Source organism: Clostridium subterminale, assembly GCF_039521425.1.
Classification (GTDB): domain Bacteria; phylum Bacillota; class Clostridia; order Clostridiales; family Clostridiaceae; genus Clostridium_J; species Clostridium_J subterminale.
Genome location: NZ_BAAACI010000011.1, coordinates 1 through 26147, shown reverse-complemented (window position 1 = coordinate 26147; position 26147 = coordinate 1). Strand labels below are relative to the sequence as shown.

Annotated in this window: 23 protein-coding genes; 19 read left to right on the top strand and 4 right to left on the bottom strand. The window is 30.9% G+C overall.

Annotation, left to right across the window (positions count from 1 at the left end; all coding sequences use genetic code 11):
• Positions 1-128 precede the first annotated feature (128 nt).
• From ABDZ93_RS18375 to thiI, 11 genes are all read left to right on the top strand, one after another.
• Entirely contained in the window at positions 129-587 is a 459-nt protein-coding gene (locus tag ABDZ93_RS18375) for a cupin domain-containing protein (RefSeq protein WP_343827966.1), read from the top strand.
• Positions 588-1020: 433 nt separating this feature from the next.
• Positions 1021-1206: a MerR family DNA-binding transcriptional regulator gene (locus ABDZ93_RS18370; RefSeq protein ID WP_425544806.1), complete on the top strand. Its 186-nt coding sequence runs from the start codon at positions 1021-1023 to the stop codon at positions 1204-1206.
• 145 nt (positions 1207-1351) lie between these two features.
• Positions 1352-2545, top strand: a complete 1194-nt coding sequence (locus tag ABDZ93_RS18365; RefSeq protein ID WP_343827965.1) for a phosphoenolpyruvate hydrolase family protein — start codon at positions 1352-1354, stop codon at positions 2543-2545.
• A 165-nt stretch (positions 2546-2710) separates the two neighbouring features.
• Complete coding sequence (locus tag ABDZ93_RS18360; protein WP_343827964.1) at positions 2711-3919, top strand: Tm-1-like ATP-binding domain-containing protein; 1209 nt, start codon at positions 2711-2713, stop codon at positions 3917-3919.
• 39 nt (positions 3920-3958) lie between these two features.
• Positions 3959-4789 carry a phosphoenolpyruvate hydrolase family protein gene (locus tag ABDZ93_RS18355; RefSeq protein WP_343827963.1) on the top strand — a complete coding sequence of 277 codons (831 nt, stop codon included), beginning with the start codon at positions 3959-3961 and terminating at the stop codon, positions 4787-4789.
• Between the two features lie 135 nt (positions 4790-4924).
• Positions 4925-8290 (top strand): HEAT repeat domain-containing protein, encoded by a 3366-nt coding sequence (locus ABDZ93_RS18350; RefSeq protein ID WP_343827962.1) that lies wholly within the window; start codon positions 4925-4927, stop codon positions 8288-8290.
• A 243-nt stretch (positions 8291-8533) separates the two neighbouring features.
• Positions 8534-9520, top strand: coding sequence for a GNAT family N-acetyltransferase (locus tag ABDZ93_RS18345; RefSeq protein ID WP_343828147.1), 987 nt, complete (start codon positions 8534-8536; stop codon positions 9518-9520).
• 445 nt (positions 9521-9965) lie between these two features.
• On the top strand, positions 9966-10454 hold the full coding sequence (locus tag ABDZ93_RS18340) for a helix-turn-helix domain-containing protein (protein ID WP_343827961.1): 489 nt from the start codon (positions 9966-9968) through the stop codon (positions 10452-10454).
• Between the two features lie 14 nt (positions 10455-10468).
• Positions 10469-10831: a DUF4180 domain-containing protein gene (locus ABDZ93_RS18335; RefSeq protein WP_343827960.1), complete on the top strand. Its 363-nt coding sequence runs from the start codon at positions 10469-10471 to the stop codon at positions 10829-10831.
• Positions 10832-11134: 303 nt separating this feature from the next.
• Positions 11135-12268 carry a cysteine desulfurase family protein gene (locus tag ABDZ93_RS18330; protein ID WP_343827959.1) on the top strand — a complete coding sequence of 378 codons (1134 nt, stop codon included), beginning with the start codon at positions 11135-11137 and terminating at the stop codon, positions 12266-12268.
• A gap of 1 nt (position 12269) precedes the next feature.
• The gene (thiI, locus tag ABDZ93_RS18325) at positions 12270-13418 is read left to right on the top strand and encodes a tRNA uracil 4-sulfurtransferase ThiI (protein WP_343827958.1); all 1149 of its coding nucleotides are present in this window, start codon (positions 12270-12272) and stop codon (positions 13416-13418) included.
• Positions 13419-13795: 377 nt separating this feature from the next.
• On the opposite strand, the gene ABDZ93_RS18320 is transcribed toward thiI, so the two are convergent.
• On the bottom strand, positions 13796-15856 hold the full coding sequence (locus ABDZ93_RS18320; RefSeq protein WP_343827957.1) for a catalase: 2061 nt from the start codon (positions 15854-15856) through the stop codon (positions 13796-13798).
• A 309-nt stretch (positions 15857-16165) separates the two neighbouring features.
• Between ABDZ93_RS18320 and ABDZ93_RS18315 the strand changes: the two genes are divergently transcribed.
• Positions 16166-17008 (top strand): pentapeptide repeat-containing protein, encoded by an 843-nt coding sequence (locus tag ABDZ93_RS18315; protein WP_343827956.1) that lies wholly within the window; start codon positions 16166-16168, stop codon positions 17006-17008.
• A 154-nt stretch (positions 17009-17162) separates the two neighbouring features.
• On the opposite strand, the gene ABDZ93_RS18310 is transcribed toward ABDZ93_RS18315, so the two are convergent.
• On the bottom strand, positions 17163-17891 hold the full coding sequence (locus ABDZ93_RS18310) for a Type 1 glutamine amidotransferase-like domain-containing protein (protein ID WP_343827955.1): 729 nt from the start codon (positions 17889-17891) through the stop codon (positions 17163-17165).
• A gap of 198 nt (positions 17892-18089) precedes the next feature.
• Here ABDZ93_RS18310 and ABDZ93_RS18305 point away from each other — a divergent pair, with 198 nt between their 5' ends.
• Positions 18090-18224 (top strand): hypothetical protein, encoded by a 135-nt coding sequence (locus ABDZ93_RS18305; RefSeq protein ID WP_343827954.1) that lies wholly within the window; start codon positions 18090-18092, stop codon positions 18222-18224.
• A gap of 255 nt (positions 18225-18479) precedes the next feature.
• Here ABDZ93_RS18305 and ABDZ93_RS18300 read toward each other — a convergent pair whose 3' ends face one another.
• Positions 18480-19184: a DUF421 domain-containing protein gene (locus ABDZ93_RS18300; protein WP_343827953.1), complete on the bottom strand. Its 705-nt coding sequence runs from the start codon at positions 19182-19184 to the stop codon at positions 18480-18482.
• 570 nt (positions 19185-19754) lie between these two features.
• Here ABDZ93_RS18300 and ABDZ93_RS18295 point away from each other — a divergent pair.
• The 4 genes from ABDZ93_RS18295 (at position 19755) to ABDZ93_RS18280 (ending at position 23651) form a co-directional block, all read left to right on the top strand.
• Entirely contained in the window at positions 19755-20033 is a 279-nt protein-coding gene (locus ABDZ93_RS18295) for a CD3324 family protein (protein WP_343827952.1), read from the top strand.
• Between the two features lie 208 nt (positions 20034-20241).
• Positions 20242-20739 carry a GNAT family N-acetyltransferase gene (locus tag ABDZ93_RS18290; RefSeq protein WP_343827951.1) on the top strand — a complete coding sequence of 166 codons (498 nt, stop codon included), beginning with the start codon at positions 20242-20244 and terminating at the stop codon, positions 20737-20739.
• 220 nt (positions 20740-20959) lie between these two features.
• The gene (locus ABDZ93_RS18285; RefSeq protein ID WP_343827950.1) at positions 20960-21799 is read left to right on the top strand and encodes a hypothetical protein; all 840 of its coding nucleotides are present in this window, start codon (positions 20960-20962) and stop codon (positions 21797-21799) included.
• A 571-nt stretch (positions 21800-22370) separates the two neighbouring features.
• Positions 22371-23651 (top strand): serine hydrolase domain-containing protein, encoded by a 1281-nt coding sequence (locus ABDZ93_RS18280; protein WP_343827949.1) that lies wholly within the window; start codon positions 22371-22373, stop codon positions 23649-23651.
• A 92-nt stretch (positions 23652-23743) separates the two neighbouring features.
• Here the strand turns inward: ABDZ93_RS18280 and ABDZ93_RS18275 are convergent, their stop codons facing one another.
• Positions 23744-24085, bottom strand: coding sequence for a winged helix-turn-helix transcriptional regulator (locus tag ABDZ93_RS18275; protein WP_343827948.1), 342 nt, complete (start codon positions 24083-24085; stop codon positions 23744-23746).
• A gap of 239 nt (positions 24086-24324) precedes the next feature.
• Here ABDZ93_RS18275 and ABDZ93_RS18270 point away from each other — a divergent pair, with 239 nt between their 5' ends.
• Positions 24325-24960 (top strand): flavodoxin family protein, encoded by a 636-nt coding sequence (locus ABDZ93_RS18270; RefSeq protein WP_343827947.1) that lies wholly within the window; start codon positions 24325-24327, stop codon positions 24958-24960.
• 47 nt (positions 24961-25007) lie between these two features.
• Positions 25008-25853, top strand: coding sequence for an aldo/keto reductase (locus ABDZ93_RS18265; protein WP_343827946.1), 846 nt, complete (start codon positions 25008-25010; stop codon positions 25851-25853).
• Positions 25854-26147 lie beyond the last annotated feature (294 nt).

The window sequence follows — 26147 nt, the reverse complement described above, 5'->3', positions numbered from 1 at the left end:
ATGGATATGGGGGAAGAGTATAATTAGAATATGTATTTACATATTTACATATAAATACATATTTAGTAAAATAAATTAGAATGTATGTTTCGAAAGATACACAATAGTTAAGGGAGATAGTTTTAGATATGATTAATATATTAAATATTAACAACTTTCCTAATGAATACGTAGTAGACTTCCTAGGCAAAGCTAATACTTCTTATTTGGGTAAAGCAACAGGCAGCGAGAAGATTTATATAAATATTGATAGAATATTACCAGGTTCTAAAAGTGCTAAATATCACAGTCATACAAAACAAGAAGAATTTTTCCTGGTTCTTAGTGGATATGGAACTTTGAGGATTGATGACAAAGAATATTTAATGAAAAAGGGAGATTTTGTTGCCAAGCCTGCAGGAAAAGGCATAGCTCATCAATTTATAAATACAGGAGATGAAACCTTAGAAATTCTTGATATTGGTACTAAAGAACAAGGAGACGTAGCATACTATCCAGATGAAGATGTATATTATTTAAGTGATAATGAACTTGTCTTTAGTGGAAATAGTAATTTAAGTGGATGGGATTCTGAGCCCAATAAATAACTTAGAAATTTATTTATCATAAATAGTGTTAGACATATGAGTTAGTATAGTTAATACAAAAAACAGCCATAACCATTGAAATTGGTTATGGCTGTTTTTTATGTACAAATACCTATCATAAGTAAAGCAAATTTGTCTTAAATCAACTAAAACACATGACCTTTATTAAATTACAATAAGGGATAATTTTTTATGTAAATATATTTCACGCTTAATATAAATCATATAAAAATACTGATTCATCTAGGAGACTTAAACCTATTAGCACCAATGGATTAAGGGTAAAAGAACATAAAAACATAAAAGTATCTAGAATATCGATTATTCTCAACGAGTAATTAAAAACTGGAATAAATATAATTATTTTTTAAAAGAATGTTGTTATTTTTATGTATATATTTCACAATTAATATTAGTAACTGAATAGGTACATATAGAAATTCATAGAACTTCTGAGATTGCAAAAATAATGGGAGTTCATTCAAATACGGTACGCCTTTATGAAGAGTTGAAGCTGATTCCAAAGTTAGAGAGGATATCCAATGCCTACAGGATATTTCATATAGAACATTTTAAAATTTATATAGAATATAAGAGAGGGATAGCTCTTAAGGAATAAGAAATAGATTGAAATATCAATAGATAATTGAAGATAGTAAAACATAATGATTTGGTATATCATGTTTAGAATGTTATATTTATATAATATTAAGTATCTGACTATTGAAAATTATAAATGATGAAAAAATAAGAGGTTCGAAAGTATGAAAAGAAAAAAGTTATTAGAGAATATCAATACAGAAATAAAAAATGGAAATCATATTGTTGGTGTAGCAACAGGTACGGGAATGACAGCAAAATACGCTGAAAAGGGAGGAGCTGATTTCATTTTAGTGCTAAATTCGGGGAGATTTCGGCAAATGGGGAGAAGTTCATTGGCAGGTTATTTGCCATTCTGTAATAGCAATGATATGGTAATGGACTTTGCTTCAAAAGAAATAATACCATTAGTAAAAGATATGCCTATTATATTTGGAATCAATGCAACGGACCCTCTAAAGAATATGGAAAGTTACATAGATAAAATAAAGGATATGGGCTTTTCAGGTATTAATAACTATCCTACAGTTGGACTTATAGACAGTCAGTTCGGTGAAGCTCTTGAAGAAGAAGGATGTAATTATTTAATTGAAGTAGAAGCAATAAGAATAGCCCATGAAAAAGACATGTTTACAGTTGCCTTTGTATTTAATGAAATACAAGCGGAGCAGATGATTATTGCAGGAGCTGACGTCATTTGCGTACATTTAGGTCTAACAGGAGGAGGATTGTTAGGCGCAAAAAAAGTTTTCTCACTGGAAGCTGCAAAGGCTAAAGCGGAAAAGATATTTAATAGATGTAATGAGTTAAAGCCAGAGGTAATTAAATTAATATATGGTGGACCTGTAAAAACACCAATCGATGTTCAGTACATGTATAGTAATATTGAAGACTTAATGGGATATATAGGGGGATCAACATTCGAAAGAATTCCATCGGAAAAGTCTATTACAAACATAACAAAAGCTTTTAAAGTTTCAACTCAGTTAGATGAGGATGATTTAATGATTAAAATGTTATATGGTATTACAAAGCATTATAATTATGTTGAATTTGTAAAGGAGTACGTTGCTCAAAATTATATGAATGATGTTTCATTTCTAGACTTAGCCAAAGTAGCTCATGTATCAAGGGGTTACTTAAGCAGTTTGTTTAAAAAAGAAGTTGGCTGTAGTTTTCCAGAGTATCTAGTTAAATTCCGTATAAATAGAGCAGCAGAAATTATAAATAAAGAGAATATCCAGTTATCAGACTTAGCATCATTAGTTGGTTATAAAGATTATGTGCAGTTTAGTAAAATGTTTAAAAAGTATAAGGGATGTTCGCCGAAACAATATAAATTTAGAAATATGACATAAACACAAAAACATAGTACATAATAGCGTTTACATGAAGGCGCGAAAAAAGTATGATTAATATAATTAACTTGTAAATATCATACTTTTATAAAAACGTTATTTTAGTCATTTATCTAGCATTATACAGACTAGATAAAATTAAATTTATGTAGGGAGGTCAAAGAAATGAAGACAATCGCTATTGCAGGAACATTTGACACTAAAGGCACTGAATATTTATACGTAAAAGAACTAATTGAAGGTTTGGGTTTATGTACTTTTACCATTCATACCGGTGTATTTGAGCCAGTTTTTGAACCAGATGTATCAAACAATGAAGTTGCAAAAGCAGCAGGCTCAGACATAGAAACTCTAGCTTCTAAAAAAGATAGGGCATTAGCAACAGAAGTATTATCAAAGGGTATGGAAAAGTTATTACCTGAATTGTATGAAGAGGGTAAGTTTGATGGTATTATATCTTTTGGTGGAACTGGAGGAACTTCATTGGTAACTCCAGCTATGAGGGCATTGCCTATAGGTGTGCCAAAGGTTATGGTCTCAACGGTTGCTTCAGGCAATACTGAACCTTATGTAGGTACCAGCGATATTATTATGATGCCTTCTGTGGTGGATGTTGCAGGTCTTAACTCCATTTCAACAAAGATTTTTACAAATGCAGTATTTGCAATTGCAGGTATGCTTAAGTTTGAAAATACAAAAGTTATAGATAAAAAGCCATTAGTTGCTGCAACTATGTTCGGTGTAACAACCCCATGTATAACAGCTGCAAGGGAATACCTTGAAAAGAGAGGTTATGAAGTTCTTGTATTTCATGCAACGGGTATAGGGGGACGTTCAATGGAAGCACTTATCGATGGAGGCTTTATTGAAGGCGTATTAGACCTTACTACCACAGAATGGGCAGATGAAGTTATTGGTGGTGTTTTAAATGCAGGACCTCATCGTTTAGAGGCAGCAGGTAAAAATCAAATACCACAGGTTGTATCAGTAGGTGCCATTGATATGTGTAATTTTGGGCCATATGAAACAGTTCCTGAGAAGTTTATGACACGTAACTTATATAAACATAATCCTTCAGTAACACTTATGAGAACAAATAAAGAGGAAAATGAAGCAATTGGTATGAGACTGGTTGAAAAATTAAATATAGCTAAAGAAAAAACAGCTTTATTCATACCTCTAAAAGGAGTATCTGCTATTGATGTAGAAGGTCAGCCTTTTTACGGTCCAGAAGAGGATGAGGTATTATTTAATATATTAAAAAATGGTGTAAACAGAAATATTGTGGAAGTAGTAGAAATGGATTGTGCTATTAACGATGTGGAGTTTGCAGAAGCTGCAGCACAAAAATTAATAGATATGATGAAAAAATAGTAAATTAATAAATTTAAATTATAGAGGGAGGATTTATTGATGAATACAATGACCAGAAGTGAAATTATGGCAAAGTTTAAAGAGCAGGTTAAAAATGGGCAAACATTATTAGGTGTAGGAGCTGGTACAGGTATTACGGCAAAATTCAGTGAAGCTGGTGGAGCAGATATGCTTATAGTTTATAATTCAGGCAGATACAGAATGGCAGGAAGAGGTTCTCTCGCAGGATTACTATCCTATGGAGATGCTAATCAGATTGTAGTTGAAATGGGAGCAGAAGTACTTCCAGTTGTAAAAAATACTCCAGTTCTTGCTGGTGTTTGTGGAACTGACCCATTCAGAGTAATGGAGATTTTTCTTAAGCAATTAAAAGCACAAGGTTTTGCAGGGGTTCAAAACTTCCCTACAGTAGGATTAATTGATGGTGTATTTAGACAGAACCTAGAAGAGACTGGAATGGGTTATGATTTAGAAGTTGAAATGATAAGAAAAGCGCATGAACTGGATATGCTTACAACTCCTTATGTATTTGACCCTGACCAAGCAAGAGCAATGGCAGAAGCTGGTGCTGACATATTAGTTGCACACATGGGATTAACTACAAAAGGTACAATAGGAGCACAAACAGCACTTACACTTGATGACTGTGTAGAGAGAATTGAATCTATTATTAAAGCTGGAAGAGAAGTTAATCCTGATGTTATGGTAATTTGTCATGGAGGACCTATTGCAGAGCCAGAAGATGCTGCATATGTAATAGAAAAAACAGAAGGAATTGACGGTTTCTTTGGTGCTTCAAGTATTGAAAGATTTGCAGCAGAAAAAGGTATAAAATCACAAACAGAAGCATTTAAAGGAATAAGGAAATAATAAATATAACATCACATCCACCATCAAACCCACTAAAATTTAGATTTTAGTGGGCTATTTTAATTTGCAAGTATTTAATGGATTGGATTATAATTGTAGTAATGTAAATTGACTAAACAATTTGGGGGAGAAATTATGGTTTTTAGCAACGATGTTATGAATAAAAAGAATTTGATTAAAGAATTAGATTCATTAGGATATTTAGAAAGAGTAAATAAAATGGCTTTATTAGGCCGTGATAACTATGAATCGAGGCAGTATTCAAAATTACTTTCTTCATTATTAGAAGATGGTGCTTATGAAGCAAGTCTTGCGCTAATTGGTGCTAGTGTAACCAAGAATTCCAATATTATCTTGTCAGCATTAAAACACCCTTCATATAGAGTTAGAAATAAGGCAGCGGGGCTTTTAGCAAAAGTAGCTTCAGATAGTGATATTGAAGGTGAGATAATAAATTTATCTTATGATTGCCGCAGAAAATTACTACATAATATTTCAATCATAAATCGCCAAAGTGTATCAGAGAAGTTACTACCTTTTGTGTATTCGAAATGGGGAGCGAAAGAAGCGGCTATTTTATTGCCAGCATGCTCTAAAGAAACTGTCAGCAAGTGGATTGCAGATATTGGATATGCAATAATGAATTGGCGCAATTTGGCACATCGTCATCCTGATATAGTTTTAGAGTATCTTAAGGCAACTTTAGAAAAAGCACCATTTGGGAAAAGGATTTATGTTTGGTATAGATTTTCATCTGCAATAGAAACTTTGTGTATGTCAAAAGCAGATTTCATTTTGGATTGTGCAATAAATTTAGGACCAATGAATGTAATATACTCAGTACTAAAAGAACAACTTGGTAATTTAGTTCGTAGAAATCCTCAGAAGGTTTATATGTTACTTACAGGAAATGAATCAAGAAAGGAACTTATTTCATATGGAATACCAGATGGTATTTTGAAAAGAAAAAAATACCTGTCCCAAGACCAATGGATTGAATTAGCAAAATTACTAGCGGATAATCATTCCCATATAGCAAAACTACTTCATCATATGTCACCTTCGAATCGAGAAGAGATTTTTCAAGCTGTGTATGAAGAAGATAAACGAAAAGAAAGAATTTTTTCAGAAACCCTATTGTATGAGTTACCAAATAAATTGCGTGATAGAGAGGCTGCTAGAATGCTTGGACTTCGTGGAATTTATGATAGTAAAGAAAAGAAAATTACGATTACTGCATGTCGCCATATTGATAATTCAAGGGAAATGCTTCAAAAAGCAGCGCAAGCATCAAGTGCAGAGGAGCGTGCAAGTGCACTTGTGAAGCTTATTAAGAGTACTGCATTATCAAGACATGGAGCATATGAGACTTTGGTATTTTTAGGCCGTATTAAAAATGATCAAGATCCCGTGCGAAATGCGGTGTTCAAAGAGCTTTCAAATTGTCCTCCATCTGTTTTTACTGATGAGCATATTAAAGAACTCACTTTGCTCGTTGATAGTGTTACTGAAGCTAGAGATACTTCATATGGGACAATGTATGCAACACAAGAATTGGCTTTTAATATTATGAGATATAATGCATTAAATCCTCAAAGGGAGATTTTTAAATTTTCTATAAGTACAATTATAAAGCTGGTAAAGAAGACAGGACAACTTGCATTACCATCACTTCAGGAAAATTTACCAAGAGGTGCAGAAAAGATATTGTTTCAAGAGCTCTATCCATTACTTGTTGAAGCAAATAAAATAGAAAATTATAGATTTACAATTGATGTAGCAGCTTCATTAGGAAAAAGGGGCCATAACATAATAAAACTTCAAGAGTTGTTAAAAGAAGCGATAACTGCTAAACCAGATAATACAGCAGAGCTAGCAGTAACATATTGGCTTGCAAATAAAAAAACACGTGATGAAAGAGTTAAAGAATTACTAATTTTGGATAAATCCTTTATTACAATAAATGAAGTGTTTTTTCATTTACACTATAGACGTCAGGAATGGTTAGAACCGTTTATTTCTGGTAATGTTATCAAAGGTAAGTTTTTAACTGGTAAAACAATTTATGTTGTACCAGCTGATAATGGGTTTAATAGGTGGCTGCCACGTCAGCAAAATTCTTTAGGTATTATGCTTGAGAAAATTGCCTCTGATTCAAAGTGCAGCCTTTGGGAACGTTCTAGCGCTATAAGAATAATTGCAGGAATGCCTGATTTCTCTTCAAGTAAAGTGATAGAGCTTTTAAAGGATAATGAAGTAGCTATAGTAGAAGCTGCACTTCATGCATTATCGCTTATGGAAGATGCGGAAAAAGCACTTTCAATTCTCTTGGAGAATCTAGATGGAGACAGGGCACGTGTAGCAATGTACTCTATACCTAGATGTGTTCGTAAAGTGAATCCAGCTCTTCTAATCCTAATGCTTAAGGAACTTTTAAATAGAGACAAGCTTAAAATCACTGTTAGAAAAGAGGTTATTAGGTTACTGGGAGCTTATAAATCAAGTGATAGCATTTTACTACTGGTGAATGAATTTGAAGAAGCGAATTTGCATAAGGACGTAATAATTGCAATAGGACATGCGGTGAGAGAATTTTTAGATGATGAACGCGGGTGGAATATTTTAAATACTATAGCTTCTTCATCCAAAAGTGAGGCTGTAAAAAGTTTATTGTACCAGAACCCAGATGAACTACCAGAAGAATGTAGAGCCCCATATTTAGAATTAATAATTAAGATTGCAAAGCATATAGATGCAGAAGTTGGGCGAGAAGCTTTTAACTCCATGAGGCGTTGGACAAATGTAAATGAAGAAATAATTGCAGACTCTGCAGCAAAGGCTATTACTGATCTTGAAGATTGCAATAGATGGAATGCTGGAATGAATACTTTAGTGGAAACATGCCGCGATAATAAGGTTAATGAGTTTGTAATAGGTGTTTTCAAGAATTTATCTAGGGTTAGTATAGTTGATAACTGGAATGCTAATAGCCAAAGAGATTTGCCTCATAGACAGCGCTTAATGAAACTAGCAGATAAACTAATATCTTTACCAAATCTTACCCGCTTAAAGCTTACAGATTTGTATATGAAAATTATTGATACCCTCGTTTCAGATGAAACATTAAAATATGTTGTAATCAAATTTTATATAGCTTCAATCGATTGGAATAATATATATGAATCCGTTCAGTATATAAAAAGCATTGCAAATTGTGTTAGAAATCAATCTTACCTTATAAACAATGCCTATAGGGACATCGCAAAGAATTTAAAAGAGGACAAAGGATACTGGAATCCAGAAATAATATTACAAATTGTTGATATAGTATGGGCTGAAGGCTGCTGTGAAGCTAAGTTTATTGCACTTTCTTTACTTGAAGCTGCTGGAAGTGCTTTATTATGGAGAGCAGATTGTACTAATCGTTTGAAGTTATATAGAAAGCATACTAACATGGATATTCAATCACTTGCATTAGATATTTGGACAGCAATAGAATAAATTGCATGCTTTAAAAACTTAGTGGATTTTAAATGTAACCCCGTCACATCCACCAGTAAAAATCCCCTGCCTGTAATGACTTAAATAGTTACTTACAAGTGGAGTTTTTTTTGATGAGATATGTTAGCCTTACTAGTTACTTATACTAGTAAATTTGATTTACAAAATGTGTTGTTCACCTCAAATAAGTATGCTAGAATGTTATATATTGGTAAAGTCCCAAAACGTGGAGGTGCAGAGGTGATGTATAAAATTTATAAAATTAACTCCAATAATTTGACAGCAGATGAAGTTGAAAACTTATATTTAATCAATAAGAATATAACAAAAAAATATAATTTTTTAGAACCGTATAAAAGCAGTGATGACTATAAAGCTTTATATTTATCATCTTTTAATGGAATTGATAATGAGCTATTTGTACTTGAAAAGAATTCTTTAATTTGTGGAATGATTAATTGTGGTAAGGCTGCTGACTGTAATGGAAATGAACAATATAAATTAAATATCATTTTATGCGATTTACCAATTGATGAAGTTATGCTTAAGGCTATAAATCAATTGGTTCAAGAGAAACTAGATCAACATGGTGAAATTGTAGTGGCTACATATAATTATGAATTAAATGAATTAATACATCAATACAATAATAAAGTAAGCTTAAGGGCTAATTATTACACTTTAAAAAGAGAAGACATTGATATAGACATGCTTAATAAATCCATGAAAGAATTGGAAGTGAAAAATTCAGATTTTTCTATTAAATATACTGATATCATATCAGAGGATTATATCAAGCAATATTGCGATTTGTTTACAGAAACTATGAAAGATATGCCGGATGTTATGGAAGAGGGTTATGTACAGTTTATTATAAATCCTGAAAAGCAAAGGCAAATTAATGAATCTAATAAGAAAAGAAATATAACTCATAATTGTTATATGATTTTTAACTCAAATAATGAAATGATTGCTAAATCAAATGTATCTGTCAATAATAACGACCCTAGTTTTCCTTACCAATTTATGATTGGAGTTAAAAGATCCTATAGGGGAAGGAATTTAGGAAAATGGCTTTATGCATCTATGTATAAGAGATTATTCGAGACTGTTAATTTTGATAAGGTGATTGTATGTCATCATCCTGAAAACAAACATGCAATTAATGTTAGTGAATGGGTTGGATATAAATTCAACTATTTAATGACTGATCATATTTTATATAAATAACAAATATTTCATTATTATGATAGCCATCAGTTTACTAAACTGATGGCTATTATTCTTAAACCTATTGCCACAACCTCAAAGTACCTGAATTATTCATCCCAGGAATTTTTTTCACGTGCATTTGTAACTTTTTATTGTATTTCACCATATGAATATAGAAAAAAACAGTTGCCGATTTCAAAATAATAGTTGATAAAATACATTAATAAAATCCTCGGAAGTAATGCCAAGGGTTTTTGTTTCGTGCTCAAATAGTTGATAGAGTCATCAAAAGTTAAAAATTTTATAAGTAAATAGGTATTTTACAATATGTAAATAAAATAAAAAGTTAAACAAGTAGAAACAAAATACAATAAAGTTAAATAAAATACAACAAAATACTTTACAAGTGTAAAGAGAACTATTATAATTTAATCATAAACTAATTTTGAAAGGGTAGACTTCTATGGAGAATCAATTTTATACAATAGATAAAATCGCAGAAATATTAGGTATGCATCACAAGACTATAAGAAAATTTATAACAGAAGGTAAGCTTGGAGCAAATAAAGTTGGAAAGCAATGGAGAATTTCAGATCATGATTTAAGTGTTTTTATGGAAAAAAATAATGTTAGTATTAATGATAAAAAGGAGAGTCAAGAGTCAAGTATTGATTTTTATACTAATGAAGAAGTGAAAGATACTATGAAGCAAAAGGTAAATGTATCTACTGTTGTGGATATTAATGATGTAGATAAAGAAGAATATTTTAGAATATCAAATACTCTTATAGCACTGATGAATTGTAAAGATTCCAAAATGGAAAAATCAACAATTAATATGAAATATGATGAAAAAGTAAACAGACTAAGGATCTTGTTATGGGGAAATGTAAGCTTTATTGAAGGTATGCTAAGTTCAATTTCTATGCTTGTGGAACAAAAGGATTTATAAGGAGAGTGAATACTTTGAATTACAGAGTAGTAAATAAAAATGACAATAAATATATTGAATTTGCTTCTGATTTGAGGAAACTTTCTTCAGAGGAAGATGTACTGGATTACATATCTAAATGTATGGAAAATGACGTTTATACAATAATACTGCATTCTAATGTATTATCTGAAGATTTCTTTAATCTTAAAACTGGACTCGCAGGCATGGCATTGCAAAAATTTATAAACTACAATGTAAAAGTTGCTGTTATTATTGAAGATGAAGAAAAGCTTAATGAGCGATTTAAAGAAATGATTATGGAAGCTAACAAAGGAAATAATTTCAGAACATTTAAGAATATTGTAGATGCTGAAATTTGGATTTCAAAATTATAATATAACAATGGCATATATGTAAGTTATAACTCATATGGCTGACATTACAGAGAAGTTTGTTGTGGAAAAATATTTTTCAATAGGAGAGATATCTAAACTATCTATTATGAAAATACACATTATTTTTAGACTGTAATAAGATGTAATCTTATTACAGTTTTTTGCTTTTTAAAATTATGGTAGTCTTTTCTCTAACTATTTAATGTGCGAGAATCAATGCTCTACCACACTTTTTTCAAAAGTTTGTTGCGGTGGAGGAATTATTTGATATAATAAGTAGAATAATAGATTAGGAGTGGTTTTATGCAAGTGTATTTTGATAACAGTGCCACCACTGAGCCTTATGATGAGGTAATAGATGCTGTGGCATATACAATGAAAAATAATTTTGGAAATCCTTCATCCGCTCATGGTTTAGGACTTAAGGCAGAAATAGCTCTTAATGAATCAAGAGACAAAGTAGCTAATACTATTAATTGTACCAGGGATGAAATAATATTTACTTCTGGTGGAAGTGAAAGCAATAATTTTTTAGTAAAAGGTTTTACTGAGGTAGGTGCGCACATAATAACTAGTGAAATTGAACATCCTAGCGTACTGAATACATTTAGGGAATTGGAGTCAGCAGGGACTAAGGTCACTTATTTAAAGGTTGATAACAAGGGACGTATATCTCTAGAAGATCTAAAAAATAGCATAAATAGTGACACTCGATTGGTGAGCATAATTCATGTTAATAATGAGTTGGGAGTTGTTCAGGATATAGAAGCTATAGGAACATTAATAAAGGAAAAAAGTCCTAGAGTTAAGTTCCATGTAGATGCGGTCCAAAGCTATGGAAAGTTTAAAATAGATGTAAAAAAAGCTAAAATAGATTTGTTATCCGTCAGTGGGCATAAAATTCATGGCCCTAGAGGAATTGGTTTTTCTTACATAAAAAAAGGATTTACCCCCAAGACTCTAATAAGTGGTGGTGGACAAGAGAAAAACCTTAGATCCGGTACAGAAAATTTACCTGGTATTGTGGGTCTTATAAAGGCTTCAGAAATAATATATAACAATGTTCAACTCAATTTTTCAAAGGTAAGTGTGCTTAAAGAATACTTTATAGAAAGACTTAGAGATATAAAAGATATAGTGATAAACAGTCCTAGTGAGGATTGTTTCAGTCCTTATATTTTAAGTGTCTCCTTTATAGGTGTAAGAGGCGAAGTACTACTGCATCTTTTAGAGGAAAAGGGAATATATGTATCAACCGGTTCTGCCTGTTCCGCAAAGAAACAAGGAGATAGCCATGTGCTTAAAGCTATAGGCCTCAATACCCAGGAAACAAAGGGAACCATAAGGTTTAGCTTTAATGAGTTTAATACAAAAGAAGAAGTAGATTACACTATAGAAATACTAGAAAAAAGTTTTAAATTTTTAAGGAGAAAATAATATGAGAAAACTATTACTTATTAAATATGCATCGGAAATTTTTTTAAAGGGGCTAAATAGAAAAATATTTGAAAAAAAGCTCATGAAAAATATAGATTCGGTACTTAAGGGCTGCAGCTATGAATTTATAAGCGATCAAGGAAGGTGGTTCCTCTATAGTGAAGATTTGGAGGAGGTAATGTCAAAAGTAAAAAGAGTTTTTGGCGTTTCTGAAGTTTGTTTAGTTACGGAAGTAGAACCTACCATGGAAGCTATCAGTGCTCAAGCGGTTGTGGAAGCTGAAGATTTTGGAGAAACTACCTTCAAAGTTGAAAGTAATCGAGCAAACAAAGCCTTCCCTTTAAATTCTATGGAGATGAGTCGTGAAATTGGTTCTGTAGTCTTAAACGCTGTAGAGGGATTAACGGTAGATGTTCATAAACCACAAAGAATAATAAATGTGGAAGTAAGAAAAAGGGCTTATGTATTTTCTAAAAGGGTAAAAGCTGTTGGAGGAATGCCTTACGGTACGAATGGTAGTACTATGCTTATGCTTTCTGGCGGTATAGATTCTCCTGTTGCCGGATATATGATGGCAAGACGTGGAGTAGAATTAAACGCTATTTATTTCCATAGCCATCCTTACACTAGTGAAAGAGCTAAAGAAAAGGTAAAGGACTTAGCAAGACTACTAAAGGGCTACACTGGGAAAATCAATCTTTACGTGGCACCTTTCACTGATATTCAAATGGATATAATAGAAAAATGCCCTGAAAATGAGCTTACTATAATAATGAGAAAATTTATGATGAGAGTTGCATGTGCTGTGGCGGAAAAATATAATATAAACTCCGTAACCACTGGGGAAAGTATAGGACAGGTAGCAAGTCAAACTATGGAGGGACTCATGGTAAGCAATGACGTGGCAGATAGACCAGTGTTTAGACCTCTCATCGCCATGGATAAAATAGATATCATGGATATATCTAGAGACATCGGAACCTATGAGACTTCTATACTTCCTTATGAAGACTGCTGTACAATATTTGTACCAAAGCATCCCAAAATAAAACCTAAAGTAGACTTAATAAGAAATTCTGAAAGTATACTCGACATAGATAGACTTGTTCAAGAATGTATAGATAATATGGAGATATACAACGATCTTTAATAATTGCCGTTAAATAAGTAAAAGGATGTAGTAATTCTAAACTGCATCCTTTTACTTGTTTAGGTTTAGGTATATATAGGGTGTTTAAATTTATAGTACTTTAATTTTATTAATAACTAATATATCAGAAGGCACCCGATTAAGATTATCTAGATGGTCTAATTTAGTCCATTTAGCATCATTATGAGTAATTTAATTGTTAAAGTTCCTCCACATATTGAGTGTAAAAAAGATAGTAAAACTTTGTATTATTAAGTTCTACCATCTCTTTTGTTATTTTCATAAGAAAGTGCATATGGACACAAAAAATTCTCTAATACAATGGAATCTAAATCTTGTAATTCTTTTAGTGCGTTAGACTTTTAATAAAATATCCATCATATAGTAATATTTCTATCCCAATGTCTGTGTGCTGAAATATCAGTTATGAATTTATTTGTAAACTTATCTTTAGAATCCCCAACTGTAACTCCAGGCTGATCTTTCATCTCTGGTTTTAACAGCTTAGTCATTGACTGTGAAACTAAAATTGGCTTAAAATGCCTATAGGCTTCTTCGATAAATATCTTTCCACGCATTTTGAAGTCAGGGGCAACATTGTCTGAGCCAAGAACACAGATAGCATCAAACAATACAGGATCTGCAGATAACAAGGAATGTTTAGGCAGCTGATTTGTGCCATTAGAACCTTTTATTGGGCTTAAGTTAGAACCTATTATTTCTGGCATAGTTTTTGCATCGCTTAAAGCTTTCATCATAGTGTTAAAATCATCTACATTATATCCTTCTGATAATATTACTCCAACTTTCAATGTATCTGATTTTTTAATAGTATTTTCTTGACTAAGTGCTGGTGATATTTTGTTATATTTTGAGGCTTCACCTTTTGGAATGTTAGCTCCGAGATATTGTGCCACTTGAGTCATCATGTCAATATTGACATTGGCAAACATATCAATTACTTGTTGCCTAATGTCTTTATTGTTTACCTTAGAAAGTTCAAATTTAAATGCATCAATAATATGCTTTTTCTCCACACTACTCATGCTATTGTAAAACATTGCTGCTTGAGAAAAATGATCTTCAAAACTTTTACTTCGTGAGCGGACTATATTTCCTTCTACTTTTTCTTGGTAATTAGCAAAGCCACCTTCATCTTCACTTACGGTTTTTGGTGTGTTGTTAGATAATGAATTATTATGGTAGCTCACATTAGTAGTATTTATTGTCTGCCTTGAATGACCATCTCTTTGATTATTATGAACGGGCGATACAGACCTATTTATAGGAATCTCATGGAAGTTAGGTCCACCTAGCCTTATAAGTTGAGTATCTGTATATGAGAATAATCTACCTTGCAATAGTGGATCATTTGTAAAATCAATTCCTGGAACTAAATGACCTGGATGAAAGGCCACTTGTTCAACTTCTGCAAAGAAATTATCTACATTTTTATTTAAGGTGATTTTTCCTATAATCTTTACAGGAACATCCTCTTCAGGCCAAAGTTTTGTAGGATCCAATATGTCAAAATCTAAGCTAAATTCTTTATCTTGTGGTAATAATTGTACCCCTACTTCAAATTCTGGATAATTTCCTGTATTGATAGCTTCTTGCAAGTCTTTCCTATTAAAATCTGCATCCTTACCAGCTATTTTTTGAGTTTCATCCCAAACTAAAGAATGAACTCCAAGCACAGGTTTAAAATGGACTTTAAAGAAAGTAGATTTACCACTTTCATTAATAAATCTAAAGGTATGTACGCCAAAGCCTTCCATCATACGGTAACTTTTCGGAATTGCTCTATCAGACATAACCCACATAACGGTATGAGCAGATTCCTGATTATTTGCGACAAAGTCCCAAAATGTATCATGAGCACTAGAGGCTTGAGGAACCTCCGTATCTGGCTCAGGCTTTACTGCATGAACAAAATCGGGAAATTTAATTGCATCTTGAATAAAGAAAACAGGAATGTTATTTGCAACTATATCATAATTACCTTCTTGAGTATAAAACTTTAGTGCAAAACCTCTTATATCCCTAACTGTATCTGCAGATCCTCTAAATCCAGCTACAGTAGAAAATCTTACAAATATAGGGGTTTTTACAGAAGGATCTTGTAGAAATCCTGCTTTAGTATATTCTTTCATTGATTCATATAGTTGAAATTCTCCGTGTACTCCTGTGCCTCGTGCATGCACAACTCTTTCAGGAATCCTCTCATGGTCAAAATGAGTCATTTTTTCTCTGAAATGGAAATCTTCCATTAAAGTTGGGCCTCTATACCCTGCCTTTAATGAAAACTCGTCTTGTGACATTGTAACACCTTGATTTGTGGTAAGATTTTTTCCTTGGTTATCCATTTTAAATTCATCTAGTTGTTTCTCTTTTGCACTTTTTATCTGGTTACTTCCTTTGTTATTTTGATTTTCCATGGTATTCTCCTTTCAAACTATCGACTTTCATGTTAAAAAAGTTGTTTATTATAATATTGTCAACTAAAAAGTATTTATACTTCCACTTAATAAAGAGAAGGCAATAAGTATTTGTAATGAAAATAAAAGTGATAGATATCTAAAATATTATAGGAATTTGCAGTAGTTACGGTGAACTGCACTATAAATAAATGAGGTTAAAGAAAATAGATTTTTAAAAGAATAGGTCTACGTTCTTTAATTGAATAATTATATTTATGCGAGTATAATTTAATGAAGATATTATATAATGGTAGGAGAATAAATATAATGACTACAAATAGTTATGCATATAATAAAGAAAGATTTAAAAATTTTAGAATTAATTGTGAGAAGTGTTTTGGATTTTGTTGTGTTGCACTATATTTTTCAGCATCTGAAGGGTTTCCAACAGATAAGGTGGCAGGAAAGCCATGTATAAATTTAAAATCAGATTTTACTTGCTTAGTTCACAATAATCTTAGACAACAAGGGCTTAAAGGGTGCACTGCATATGATTGTTTTGGAGCTGGTCAAAAGGTAGCTCAAATAACATATAAAGGTGAAAATTGGAGAAATTCTTCCCAATTAGCAAAAGAGATGTTTGATGTATTTTTAGTTATGAGACAATTACATGAAATGTTATGGTATCTTACAGAAGCTTCTATGCTAGAGTCTGCTTATAGCATTAAAGAAAAAATTGATTTACTTATTAGGGAAACGGAGGAAATAACTAATTTAAGTCCTAAGGATTTAATAGAATTAGACATAGTATCCCATAGAGAGAAAGTAAATGTGTCGTTAAGACAGGCTAGTGAATTAGTTAAGGAAAATTTTAATTTAAAAAATCAAAAGGAGTTAAGCAGAGGTAAGAATTTTATTGGTAAAAAACTTAAGAAAGCTAATCTTATAGGATCCGACTTAAGAGGTGCATTACTTATAGCAGCAGATTTAAGTGGAAATGATTTAAGCGGAGCAAACTTAATAGGCGCAGATATGAGAGATACTGATATAAGGGGAACAAATCTTAAAAACAGTGTATTTCTTACGCAGTCTCAAATAAATACTGCAAAAGGTGATAGCAATACGAAATTGCCAGATTCATTAATTAAACCAAGGTATTGGGAAAAATAGTTAGGATAATGTAGGTTTTAGGTATATAGCATTGATGATGATTATACTTATGGCTACGTTTTAGTATAGTGTTGATATTGTAATATTTATTTAAGGAAGCTCTTCGATAGCTTCCTTAAATTTAAATTCTCTAAAATTATAATTATACATAAGTTTATAAAATTTCAGATATTGGTGAGAAATTAAAATTGTTTAATTCATATTTATCTACAAGTCCATTGTGACTTTTTAATAAGTAGGCCTTTCTACTGTTATCAGATTTGATAATTCTATACGTATCATCCTGTATAACAATTGCACAATTATTTTCGATGGCAATACCAGGAAGCACTTCTGTTTTCATTATTTCATCAAACACCTCATGTCCTTTTTCATTATAATGAGGACAATGAATTGATGGTATTAAGTCAATTCCTATTGCTTGAGTATAATCCCACCATCCCTCAGGGTTAGTATGTAAATTACTATCACTATGTCCTTTTGTAAACCAACATATAGAACCTGCACTTACCCCCGAGAGAATTATGTTATTTTCATATGCTTTCTTTAAATATTTATCAATTTTCTTATCTCTCCAGATATCCATCATTTTAACAGTATCGCCACCTCCTACATAAATGATATTAGACCATAGAAATTTTTCCTGTATTTCATATTCACTAATATCATTACCTATAAGAAGTAATGTATCAATGTCACAACCAAGTTGTTCACCATATACCTTTTTTATCACATCAATATATCCTTGTGAATCACCACTTGCTGTTGGAATAAATAAGAGTTTAGGATTTGGAGTTCTAGATAACTCAACAATATATTTATCAATTATCATAGTTTCCTCCAAGCGTAAATCACCACCACCAATGGCTACAATTGTTCTCATATAATTTCCCCCTCATTATATAAACAATATTTATATTTAACTATAATATACAATCCGTATTTTAAAGTATAGCACTAATTCCAATATATTGTAATAACTATGTGAATTCTGGTTTTCTTGCCTTAAAGTAATAATTAGATTTATGGCTTTTCCAGCAAACATGTATCTTCTACCTTATGATATTGTAGTTTTGGTCACGTGAAAAACTTTTTGGAAGCTGTTTTTGACAGAGAACTTGACGGAGATGTTATTTCATCAGCTTTAAATGGAGATATGCTGTGTAAGGATGTGGTTTATTTACATGACGATATTATGGAGATGTACGTAAAATAGAACTTGTGGTAAAAGTTAAATATATCAATAGTTAATGTGGACTTGACTTCCAATAGTGAATATACAATAAAAAAGCAATATGTTTTACACTAATGAGGGTAACCCTATAGGTATATCCAACTTTTAAGTGTTAACTTAAAAAAGTCTACGTTATATCCGTCATGGTGAAACGTATCATAAGTAACGAAGGTTTTTCGAAAAAAAGAGGCTTAAACAAATCCGTAATATTAATGGATATGTTTAAGCCTCTTTGGATTACTTATATAAAAAAATTTTTAGGTTATATTTATTATCTACGGTGGCAAGTAGAACGTTTTTTATATCAGTTTGATATAACTTTTCTAAACTGGAAACAACCCAGTCTTCATCTTTATTAGTTTGCTTTAGCTCCTCGTAATTAATTTTACCGTCCTTAATAATTGTTTTAGGCAAATCAAAAGCTTCTGTTTCCATTTGGTAGAATGAAGGAGTAATGGGTTCATATTTTGGATCTAAAAAAACAGAAAATTTTCCATCAGCTTCCCAAATTGCTAATGCTACCTTTTTTATATCTTCTACTTTTTCTTCACGTAATTCTTCTAATAACACATCAAGAGATATTCTTGCTTTTTTTAATCCTTCATAAATAATTTCTCCGTCCTTGACAATTGTGATCGGTTTATGATTAATAAGTATTTTTATAAATGGAAATTTTAGAACACAAAATACTCCACCAAGATATAGAACAACTAATACAATTGTTGAAATGACGGACCCTTTTAACCCAAGATTTTCGTCAGACAATGGATGGGCAATAATATTTCCAATTACTAAAGCAATGACAAAATCAAGGAGTCTTAATTGGGAGATGCTACGCTGTCCTAAGACTTTTGCAATAACAACTAAAAAGAAAAAAGCAATAACAGCACGCAAAGCCCACTCAATAGTGGTAAGGACTTCCTGGCCCAGCCAAAAATCCATATAAGTCGCCTCCTTTATCCCAAAAATTTAATACTGATGTTATCTTAACCAATAATCAATAAAAAATTAATAAAAATAAGTAGTTTTCATTTTATAGCTTATTATACTTTTAGTAATTGGAAGTTAAATAAGAAGATTTGGAGAGAAAAAATGGATTACATCAAATGAGCATAATCCTATATATATTTTTAATAACAACTAAAAAGTCTATGTTATACTCGTCACGGGGAACTGTGTTATAAGTAACGTAGAATTTTTTAAAATTACAATGTAAGACATGATACTTAAGTTAACTATTTATAAGATTAACCAATATTGTTAATATAAACCTGATAATGTATAATTAAAATAGGAAAGGCGGTGGGTTTATGAAAATCAATAGGATTTTCATAAGTTTTAAAACTTGCTCCTGCAAAGGCTACTATGAAACAAAAAAGCAATGCTTTGTCAGGAGCCTAATTTTAAAAAATTGCTTATAAATAAATGTTGATTAACTTAGGCTCTTGTAACACATTGCTGATTTTTGGTAGTTTTTGCATCAAATCTATAAAAATAGAGGAGGGCAAGAATTTGAAATATATTAAAGCAAATAATGTGTTACCACTAAATATGATAAAAGCCATACAAGAATATGTTGATGGAGAATTTGTTTATATACCAAGGAAAAATGATAATCAGATGGCTTGGGGAGAAAAAAGTGGTACAAAAGATATGTTAAAAAATAGGAATATAGAAATTTTTCAAAAGAATAATGATGGTATGTCTATAAGAAAGTTAGCACAGATATATTACTTATCAGAGCAGAGCATAAGACGTATTATAAGAGAGCAGAAGAGATTATGCTCATAATTAAGCCATAACTGTTTATGAAATTGAATGTTTATTTAAAGTCATGATATGATTTTCTTAGAGAGTTTTATAAGGAAACTTTATCTGATTTTAAGTAGACATTGTAAGTTAAATATAATGTCCTATTTATAATCAGCATGCTAATTGAAATAAGAATTAGCATGCTATTTATTTTACGATTATATTATAAAATAGGAGGATTTATAATATGAATTTAAATGAAGTAAAATTAGAACCAGTAGATATAGAATCAAGGGCTAAGTTGGAGAATTTGGTAAGTATATACTTACATGATTTATCAGAGTTTGCAGATGATTTAAAAATTAATGAAGATGGAAAATTTGAATATGATGGGTTAGAAATGTATTTTAAATCAGAGGATTTAACTTCTTATTTTATAACATATCAAGGCGAAGTGGCAGGTTTCATTCTTTTTAATACTGGGAAATATGCTCCAAGAGATATTGATTATGTTGTTCATGAGCTATTTCTATTAAAGGGCTTTAGAAAGAAAGGTATAGGAAATGCTGCAATTAGAATTTTGCTAGATACATACAAAGGTAAATATAGAATTGAGCAAATATCAAGTAATAAGCCTGCAGTGAATTTTTGGACAAAATTTTATGAAAATCAAGGCATCAAATATATAGAATTAAAAGAAAGACATTATGATTTAGAATGTAGCATTCAGATATTTAGTATATAAATTAAAAGGAGACACCACCTTCAAGACGGTATCTCTTTTAAGTTTGTCTAAGGTGATAATCACATTAGACTTTTATCTTTTATCATCACTAATTTATTAATTTAGATTGTAATAGAAAACATAAACTGAAAGCCAATATTAGTTGTGTTTAACTATATTATGTAATAATATATAAATAAAGGAATATTTATTATAATCTTTAAAAGGGGAGGTGTATAATATGAATATTCCTATTTGGGAATATGTATTTTCAATGGGAACTTATTTTATTTTACTTTTATTCATGATTGAATATATGAGGAAACATCATAAGTTTGCAGCTATCTTCTGGGTTGCTTCTTTATTTACTTTTCCACTTTGGCTTATGGGAGGTATAAATGGTTGGTTCCGTTGGGCAAAAACATTCAGTGCTATATTGCCACTTATAATAGGGGGATTTTTCCGTGTAGCTGATCAAGAACAATACGAAGGAAAGTTTTGGGACTTTATGAGAAAGGATTGGATAGTTTGGTTCATTTATGCGGTACTATTCTTAAATATTGCCGAAGCTACCATAAAAGATGTTACTTTAAAAAACTATGGCAATGCGCTTTGTGGATTATTATTATGTTTTACTATTCCATTCCCAAATGGACGAAAATTCTTTAAATTAAGTGCTGAAGATAATAGTATGTTTATAGCTTATACAACTATAGCTTGGAATTTATTATATACAACTTGGAATTTATGCTTTGTATATGGTGAAACTGGTAAATACTTTGCTAGCTCTATATGCATATTATTGGCAGCAGAAATATATCCAATTATTAAAAGAAAACCTGAACTTTATATAGCAGCTCGTATATATACCTTATCTGCTCACGTACTAATTAGAGCTTGTTTACCTAACTTATTCCCAGCTGTAATGGATGCATCATCCTGGTTTAATGCAGATATATTATATGGATGGGGAATATTTAACGGTATAATAATAATTCCTTATGCTTTCTGGTATATATGGCAACTACATTCAGGTAAGGCTGAAGTAAGCTTTATTAGAAGTAACACTTCAGCAATGTAGGTAGTAATTCTATATTCAATATAAAATTGCTAATTATGATTTCTAAAATAATAATAAATATTCCTATTTAATGTAAAATTATACTATATCACTAAGTTCAAAAGGAAGAAGTCAAAGTTCAGCATTTAAATAGCAAACATAGAGCTATTATATTAGAATGTTTACAATTAGGAGAGGGATATAGTAAAAGTATATATGATGAAATTTAGAATAATTAAAAGTAAACTGTATCATAAATGACGTAGACTTTGGTCTAAAGTCTTGACGTGAGTACTGTTTATAGCACTAGCATAGGATATAGGTGGAAAAGGAATTGAAAAGTAATGATTCAGCAAACATACCATATGAAGTGGTAAAAAGTTCATTGAGTAAATTCAATAAGCCACTAGAAATCACTGTTTCGGAAGAAAGAAAACTTTTAGGTTAAAGCTACTACTCTTACAATGGGTAGTAGCTTTTATGTAAAAAATGATATAGAAATATTTTCTACTATTGTAATTTAATTTCCAGAGATCCAAAATTAGATTAAATAGAACTTAGAAAATAAAGCATGTAAATTAGGAGGGTACCAATGAACAGTTTACTTAAAACAAAAATAAATGATTTTATGGAATTATACTGTAACACGTGGGCATTTAGTGGTTCGATATTAGTAGCTGAAAAGGGTGAGACTATCATCAAAAAAGGATATGGACAGGCATCTATAGAACATAGTATTCCAAATACATCAAAAACCAAATTTAGAATTTGTTCTATAACAAAGCAATTTACTGCTATGGCAGTGATGATGTTACAAGAAAAAGGCTTGTTGAGTGTTAATGATAAAATTTATAAGTTCTTTCCTGAATATAAAGAATTAGACAAAAGAATAACTATACATCACCTTTTAACTCATACTTCCGGTCTTCAATATTTATTTGGACAAAACTTTCCAATAATGTATAGTAAGTCTAAGCATACACATGAAGATATGTTTAATGTATTTAAGGATAAGTCTCTTCTCTGTGAGCCAGGAGAAATGTGGAATTACTCTAATTATGGATACTATTTACTTGGATGTATTGTTGAAAAGGTTTCAGGTGTAACCTATGATGAGTTTTTAAAGAAGAACATTTTTGAACCGTTAAATATGAATAATACTGGTATTGAAAAAAATAAAGCAATTGTACCAGGGCTAGCTAATGGGTATTATCTAAATGATAATGATTTAATGCATACTGATTATGTAAACATGGATACAACTTTTGGATCTGGGGAAATCTACTCTACAGTCGAGGACATGCTAATATGGGATCAAGCTTTATATAATGGACGACTTGTTTCAGAGGAAACACTTGATACTATATTTTTACCATATGCAAATTCTGGTGAAAGAGGTACTGAGGATAATGATTATGGCTATGGATGGTTTATAGATAAAATGTACGGACGCAAAAGGATAAGTCACGACGGCGGTGGATTGGGATTCATAACTGGATTTGACAGATACATCAATGAACAAGTAAGTATTATTGTATTAAGTAATTATGGATTTACAGCAGTTTGGCGTATTGCAGAGATACTTGCAGCTATAGTATTTCAAGAGGAATATCAATTTCCAAGTAGACCATTAAAATATGATTTAGATTACCAGGTATATGAAAAATATATGGGTGTATATAAATGTGATAATGAAAAACTCACTGTAGGAAGAGACAAAGAAAAGATGTTTTTTGTTATAGATGATGAATATATTATACCTATGTATCCGATATCAGAAACAGAATTTCATCATACTTGGATAGATGAGAGTTATGCCTTTTCTAAAGATGAGAATGGGGAGTTGTACTTTTGGGGAGCTAAAAAACAATAATTTTATAAGAGTTTAATACAAGAAAAATTCCTATGTACAATGTGATTACATAGGAGTTTTTAAGTTTTAATGAGAATTCAATGAAGAAGATATTATTCACAACTGCCATCTAAACCAGGGTAATATTTAATAGACCAAGCTTCAAATTCTTTAATGATCTTAGTAATTTCTTTCCCTTTATCAGTTAAATGATACTCAACTTTAGGTGGAATTTCAGCATAGATTACTTTACCTATTAATCCATCATTTTCTAATTCTTTTAAATTTTCATTCAAAATTTTTTGGCTTATGCCTTTAACAACTTTTTGAAGCTCTAAAAATCTTTTGGGCTCATTATATAAATTACATAATAAAAGAGCTTTCCATTTACCACGTATAAAATCCATTGCAAAATCTAATAAACAAACATAAGTTTTGTTATTGAAAGAAATCATTAAATTACCTACTTTCAAATGTTTTTACATAAGATATTATACTAGAATTTTTAATGTAAATAAAGAATATTGGCTGTTATATTAATAAATTATTTTCCTATGTAAATAAGGTATTCTAATAAATCTTACCTTTAGGTAAGTCATCTAACGTAAAAGTGCGTACTTGTTAAGTATTATAGGCATTTATATAATGAGAACATAAGTTGAGAGATAAAAAAACAGATATAAGGAGATGTAATATGAAGGTAGTTGCTTTTAATGGAAGTCCTAAAAAAGATGGTAACACGTATAAATCAATAGAGATTGTAGCAAAAGAATTAGAAAAAGAAAATATTGAGGTTGAGATTATTCACGTTGGGAATAAGGTTATACGTGGGTGCTTAGCCTGTGGTGGATGTAGTAGAAATAAGAATGAAAAATGCGTCATCGATAAGGACGAGGTTAATGAATGGATTGTAAAGATGAAAGAGGCTGATGGGATTATATTAGGATCTCCAGTTCATTATTCTGCTATTGCAGGAACCATGAAATCATTCTTAGACCGTGCATTTCTTGTAACATCAGTAAATGACAGTATGCTTAGACATAAAGTTGGCGCAAGTGTTGTTGCAGTTAGAAGATCAGGAGGAGTTCCGGTATTTGATCAATTGAATAATTATATTAATTATTCAGAAATGTTAATGCCTACATCAAATTATTGGAATGTAGCTTATGGTAGAACAGAAAATGAGGTTCTTCAAGATAGTGAGGGAATGCAAATAATGAGAGTATTAGGTAAGAATATGGCCTGGCTAATGAAACTTGTCGAATTTGGGAAAGATAATATTGAAGCACCAAAAAGAGAAAATAAGAATTTTATGAATTTCATAAGATAAATATATGAATAAAAAATAATTAAAGGTTTGGAAGGATAAGAATTAATATGATAGATAATATGAATAGTACAATTACTTTAAACAACAGTATTGAAATGCCAAGATTAGGACTTGGGGTTTTTAGAGTAGAGGATAGTTCAGAATTAATAAATGCAGTTAAAGTGGCAATAAAAAATAGATATCGAAGCATTGATGGTGCCGCTATATATGGAAATGAAGAAGCTATGGGAGAAGGAATAAAAGAAGGTATAAATGAAGCAGGGATTTCAAGGAAAGATTTGTTTATAACTTCTAAGGTTTGGAATGTTGATTTAGGATATGAATCAACTATAGCAGCTTATGAATCAAGCTTAAATAGATTAGGTGTTGATTATTTAGATTTATATCTTATTCATTGGCCAGTAGAAGGAAAATATAAAGAAGCTTGGAAAGCATTAGAATATCTATATAAAGAAGGCCGTGTTAGAGCTATAGGAGTAAGTAATTTCCAAGTTCATCATCTTCAAGATTTATTAGGTGATGCTGAAATAAAACCTGTTATAAATCAAGTAGAATTACATCCCTACTTAAGTCAAAAAAAGGTTAGAGAATTTTGCAGAGAAAATGATATTCAAGTTGAAGCATGGTCACCTTTAATGGCAGGTAATGGATTATTAGAAAATGAGATATTAAAAGAAATAGCTAAGAAGTACAATAAAACAGTAGCTCAGATAGTGCTACGTTGGGATTTACAAAGTCAAGTAGTAACTATTCCTAAATCTACAAATGAGAGAAGGTTAATTGAAAATATAGATGTATTTGATTTTAATCTAAGTAAGGTTGATATTGATAAGATAGATAGCTTAAATCAAGATTTAAGAGTAGGACCAGATCCAGATAATTTTGATTTTTAATTTATATTTTATTCTTTTTATTTTAGTAAGTTTAATTATATAATTAAAACCTCACTTCAAATAGTTATGGTGAGATTTACTATAAATAAAGTAGAAGAGGTTGTGACAAAAGTATGAAAATACTTTGACACAGCCTCTTTTCTCATGAGCTTTCTTTGCTTAAACTTGAAAAACAAGAAAACTAAAGAGTGTGTAAATTATTTTATAAAGCGTTGACTCTAACACCACGTCATAGTGTAATATAAAAATATAGCTTGAATATATTAACAAAAACTCATAGCCGGCTGAGTGTTA

Excerpts from the sequence above, each read along its gene's own strand:
- ABDZ93_RS18365 (WP_343827965.1), top strand. The coding sequence starts at position 1,352 with ATGAAAAGAAAAAAGTTATTAGAGAATATCAATACAGAAATAAAAAAT.
- ABDZ93_RS18360 (WP_343827964.1), top strand. The coding sequence starts at position 2,711 with ATGAAGACAATCGCTATTGCAGGAACATTTGACACTAAAGGCACTGAA.
- ABDZ93_RS18330 (WP_343827959.1), top strand. The coding sequence starts at position 11,135 with ATGCAAGTGTATTTTGATAACAGTGCCACCACTGAGCCTTATGATGAG.
- ABDZ93_RS18270 (WP_343827947.1), top strand. The coding sequence starts at position 24,325 with ATGAAGGTAGTTGCTTTTAATGGAAGTCCTAAAAAAGATGGTAACACG.
- ABDZ93_RS18280 (WP_343827949.1), top strand. The coding sequence starts at position 22,371 with ATGAACAGTTTACTTAAAACAAAAATAAATGATTTTATGGAATTATAC.
- ABDZ93_RS18265 (WP_343827946.1), top strand. The coding sequence starts at position 25,008 with ATGATAGATAATATGAATAGTACAATTACTTTAAACAACAGTATTGAA.
- ABDZ93_RS18345 (WP_343828147.1), top strand. The coding sequence starts at position 8,534 with ATGTATAAAATTTATAAAATTAACTCCAATAATTTGACAGCAGATGAA.
- ABDZ93_RS18350 (WP_343827962.1), top strand. The coding sequence starts at position 4,925 with ATGGTTTTTAGCAACGATGTTATGAATAAAAAGAATTTGATTAAAGAA.
- ABDZ93_RS18355 (WP_343827963.1), top strand. The coding sequence starts at position 3,959 with ATGAATACAATGACCAGAAGTGAAATTATGGCAAAGTTTAAAGAGCAG.
- ABDZ93_RS18320 (WP_343827957.1), bottom strand. The coding sequence starts at position 15,856 with ATGGAAAATCAAAATAACAAAGGAAGTAACCAGATAAAAAGTGCAAAA.
- ABDZ93_RS18375 (WP_343827966.1), top strand. The coding sequence starts at position 129 with ATGATTAATATATTAAATATTAACAACTTTCCTAATGAATACGTAGTA.
- ABDZ93_RS18340 (WP_343827961.1), top strand. The coding sequence starts at position 9,966 with ATGGAGAATCAATTTTATACAATAGATAAAATCGCAGAAATATTAGGT.
- ABDZ93_RS18315 (WP_343827956.1), top strand. The coding sequence starts at position 16,166 with ATGACTACAAATAGTTATGCATATAATAAAGAAAGATTTAAAAATTTT.
- ABDZ93_RS18290 (WP_343827951.1), top strand. The coding sequence starts at position 20,242 with ATGAATTTAAATGAAGTAAAATTAGAACCAGTAGATATAGAATCAAGG.
- ABDZ93_RS18300 (WP_343827953.1), bottom strand. The coding sequence starts at position 19,184 with ATGGATTTTTGGCTGGGCCAGGAAGTCCTTACCACTATTGAGTGGGCT.
- ABDZ93_RS18310 (WP_343827955.1), bottom strand. The coding sequence starts at position 17,891 with ATGAGAACAATTGTAGCCATTGGTGGTGGTGATTTACGCTTGGAGGAA.
- thiI (WP_343827958.1), top strand. The coding sequence starts at position 12,270 with ATGAGAAAACTATTACTTATTAAATATGCATCGGAAATTTTTTTAAAG.
- ABDZ93_RS18285 (WP_343827950.1), top strand. The coding sequence starts at position 20,960 with ATGAATATTCCTATTTGGGAATATGTATTTTCAATGGGAACTTATTTT.
- ABDZ93_RS18275 (WP_343827948.1), bottom strand. The coding sequence starts at position 24,085 with ATGATTTCTTTCAATAACAAAACTTATGTTTGTTTATTAGATTTTGCA.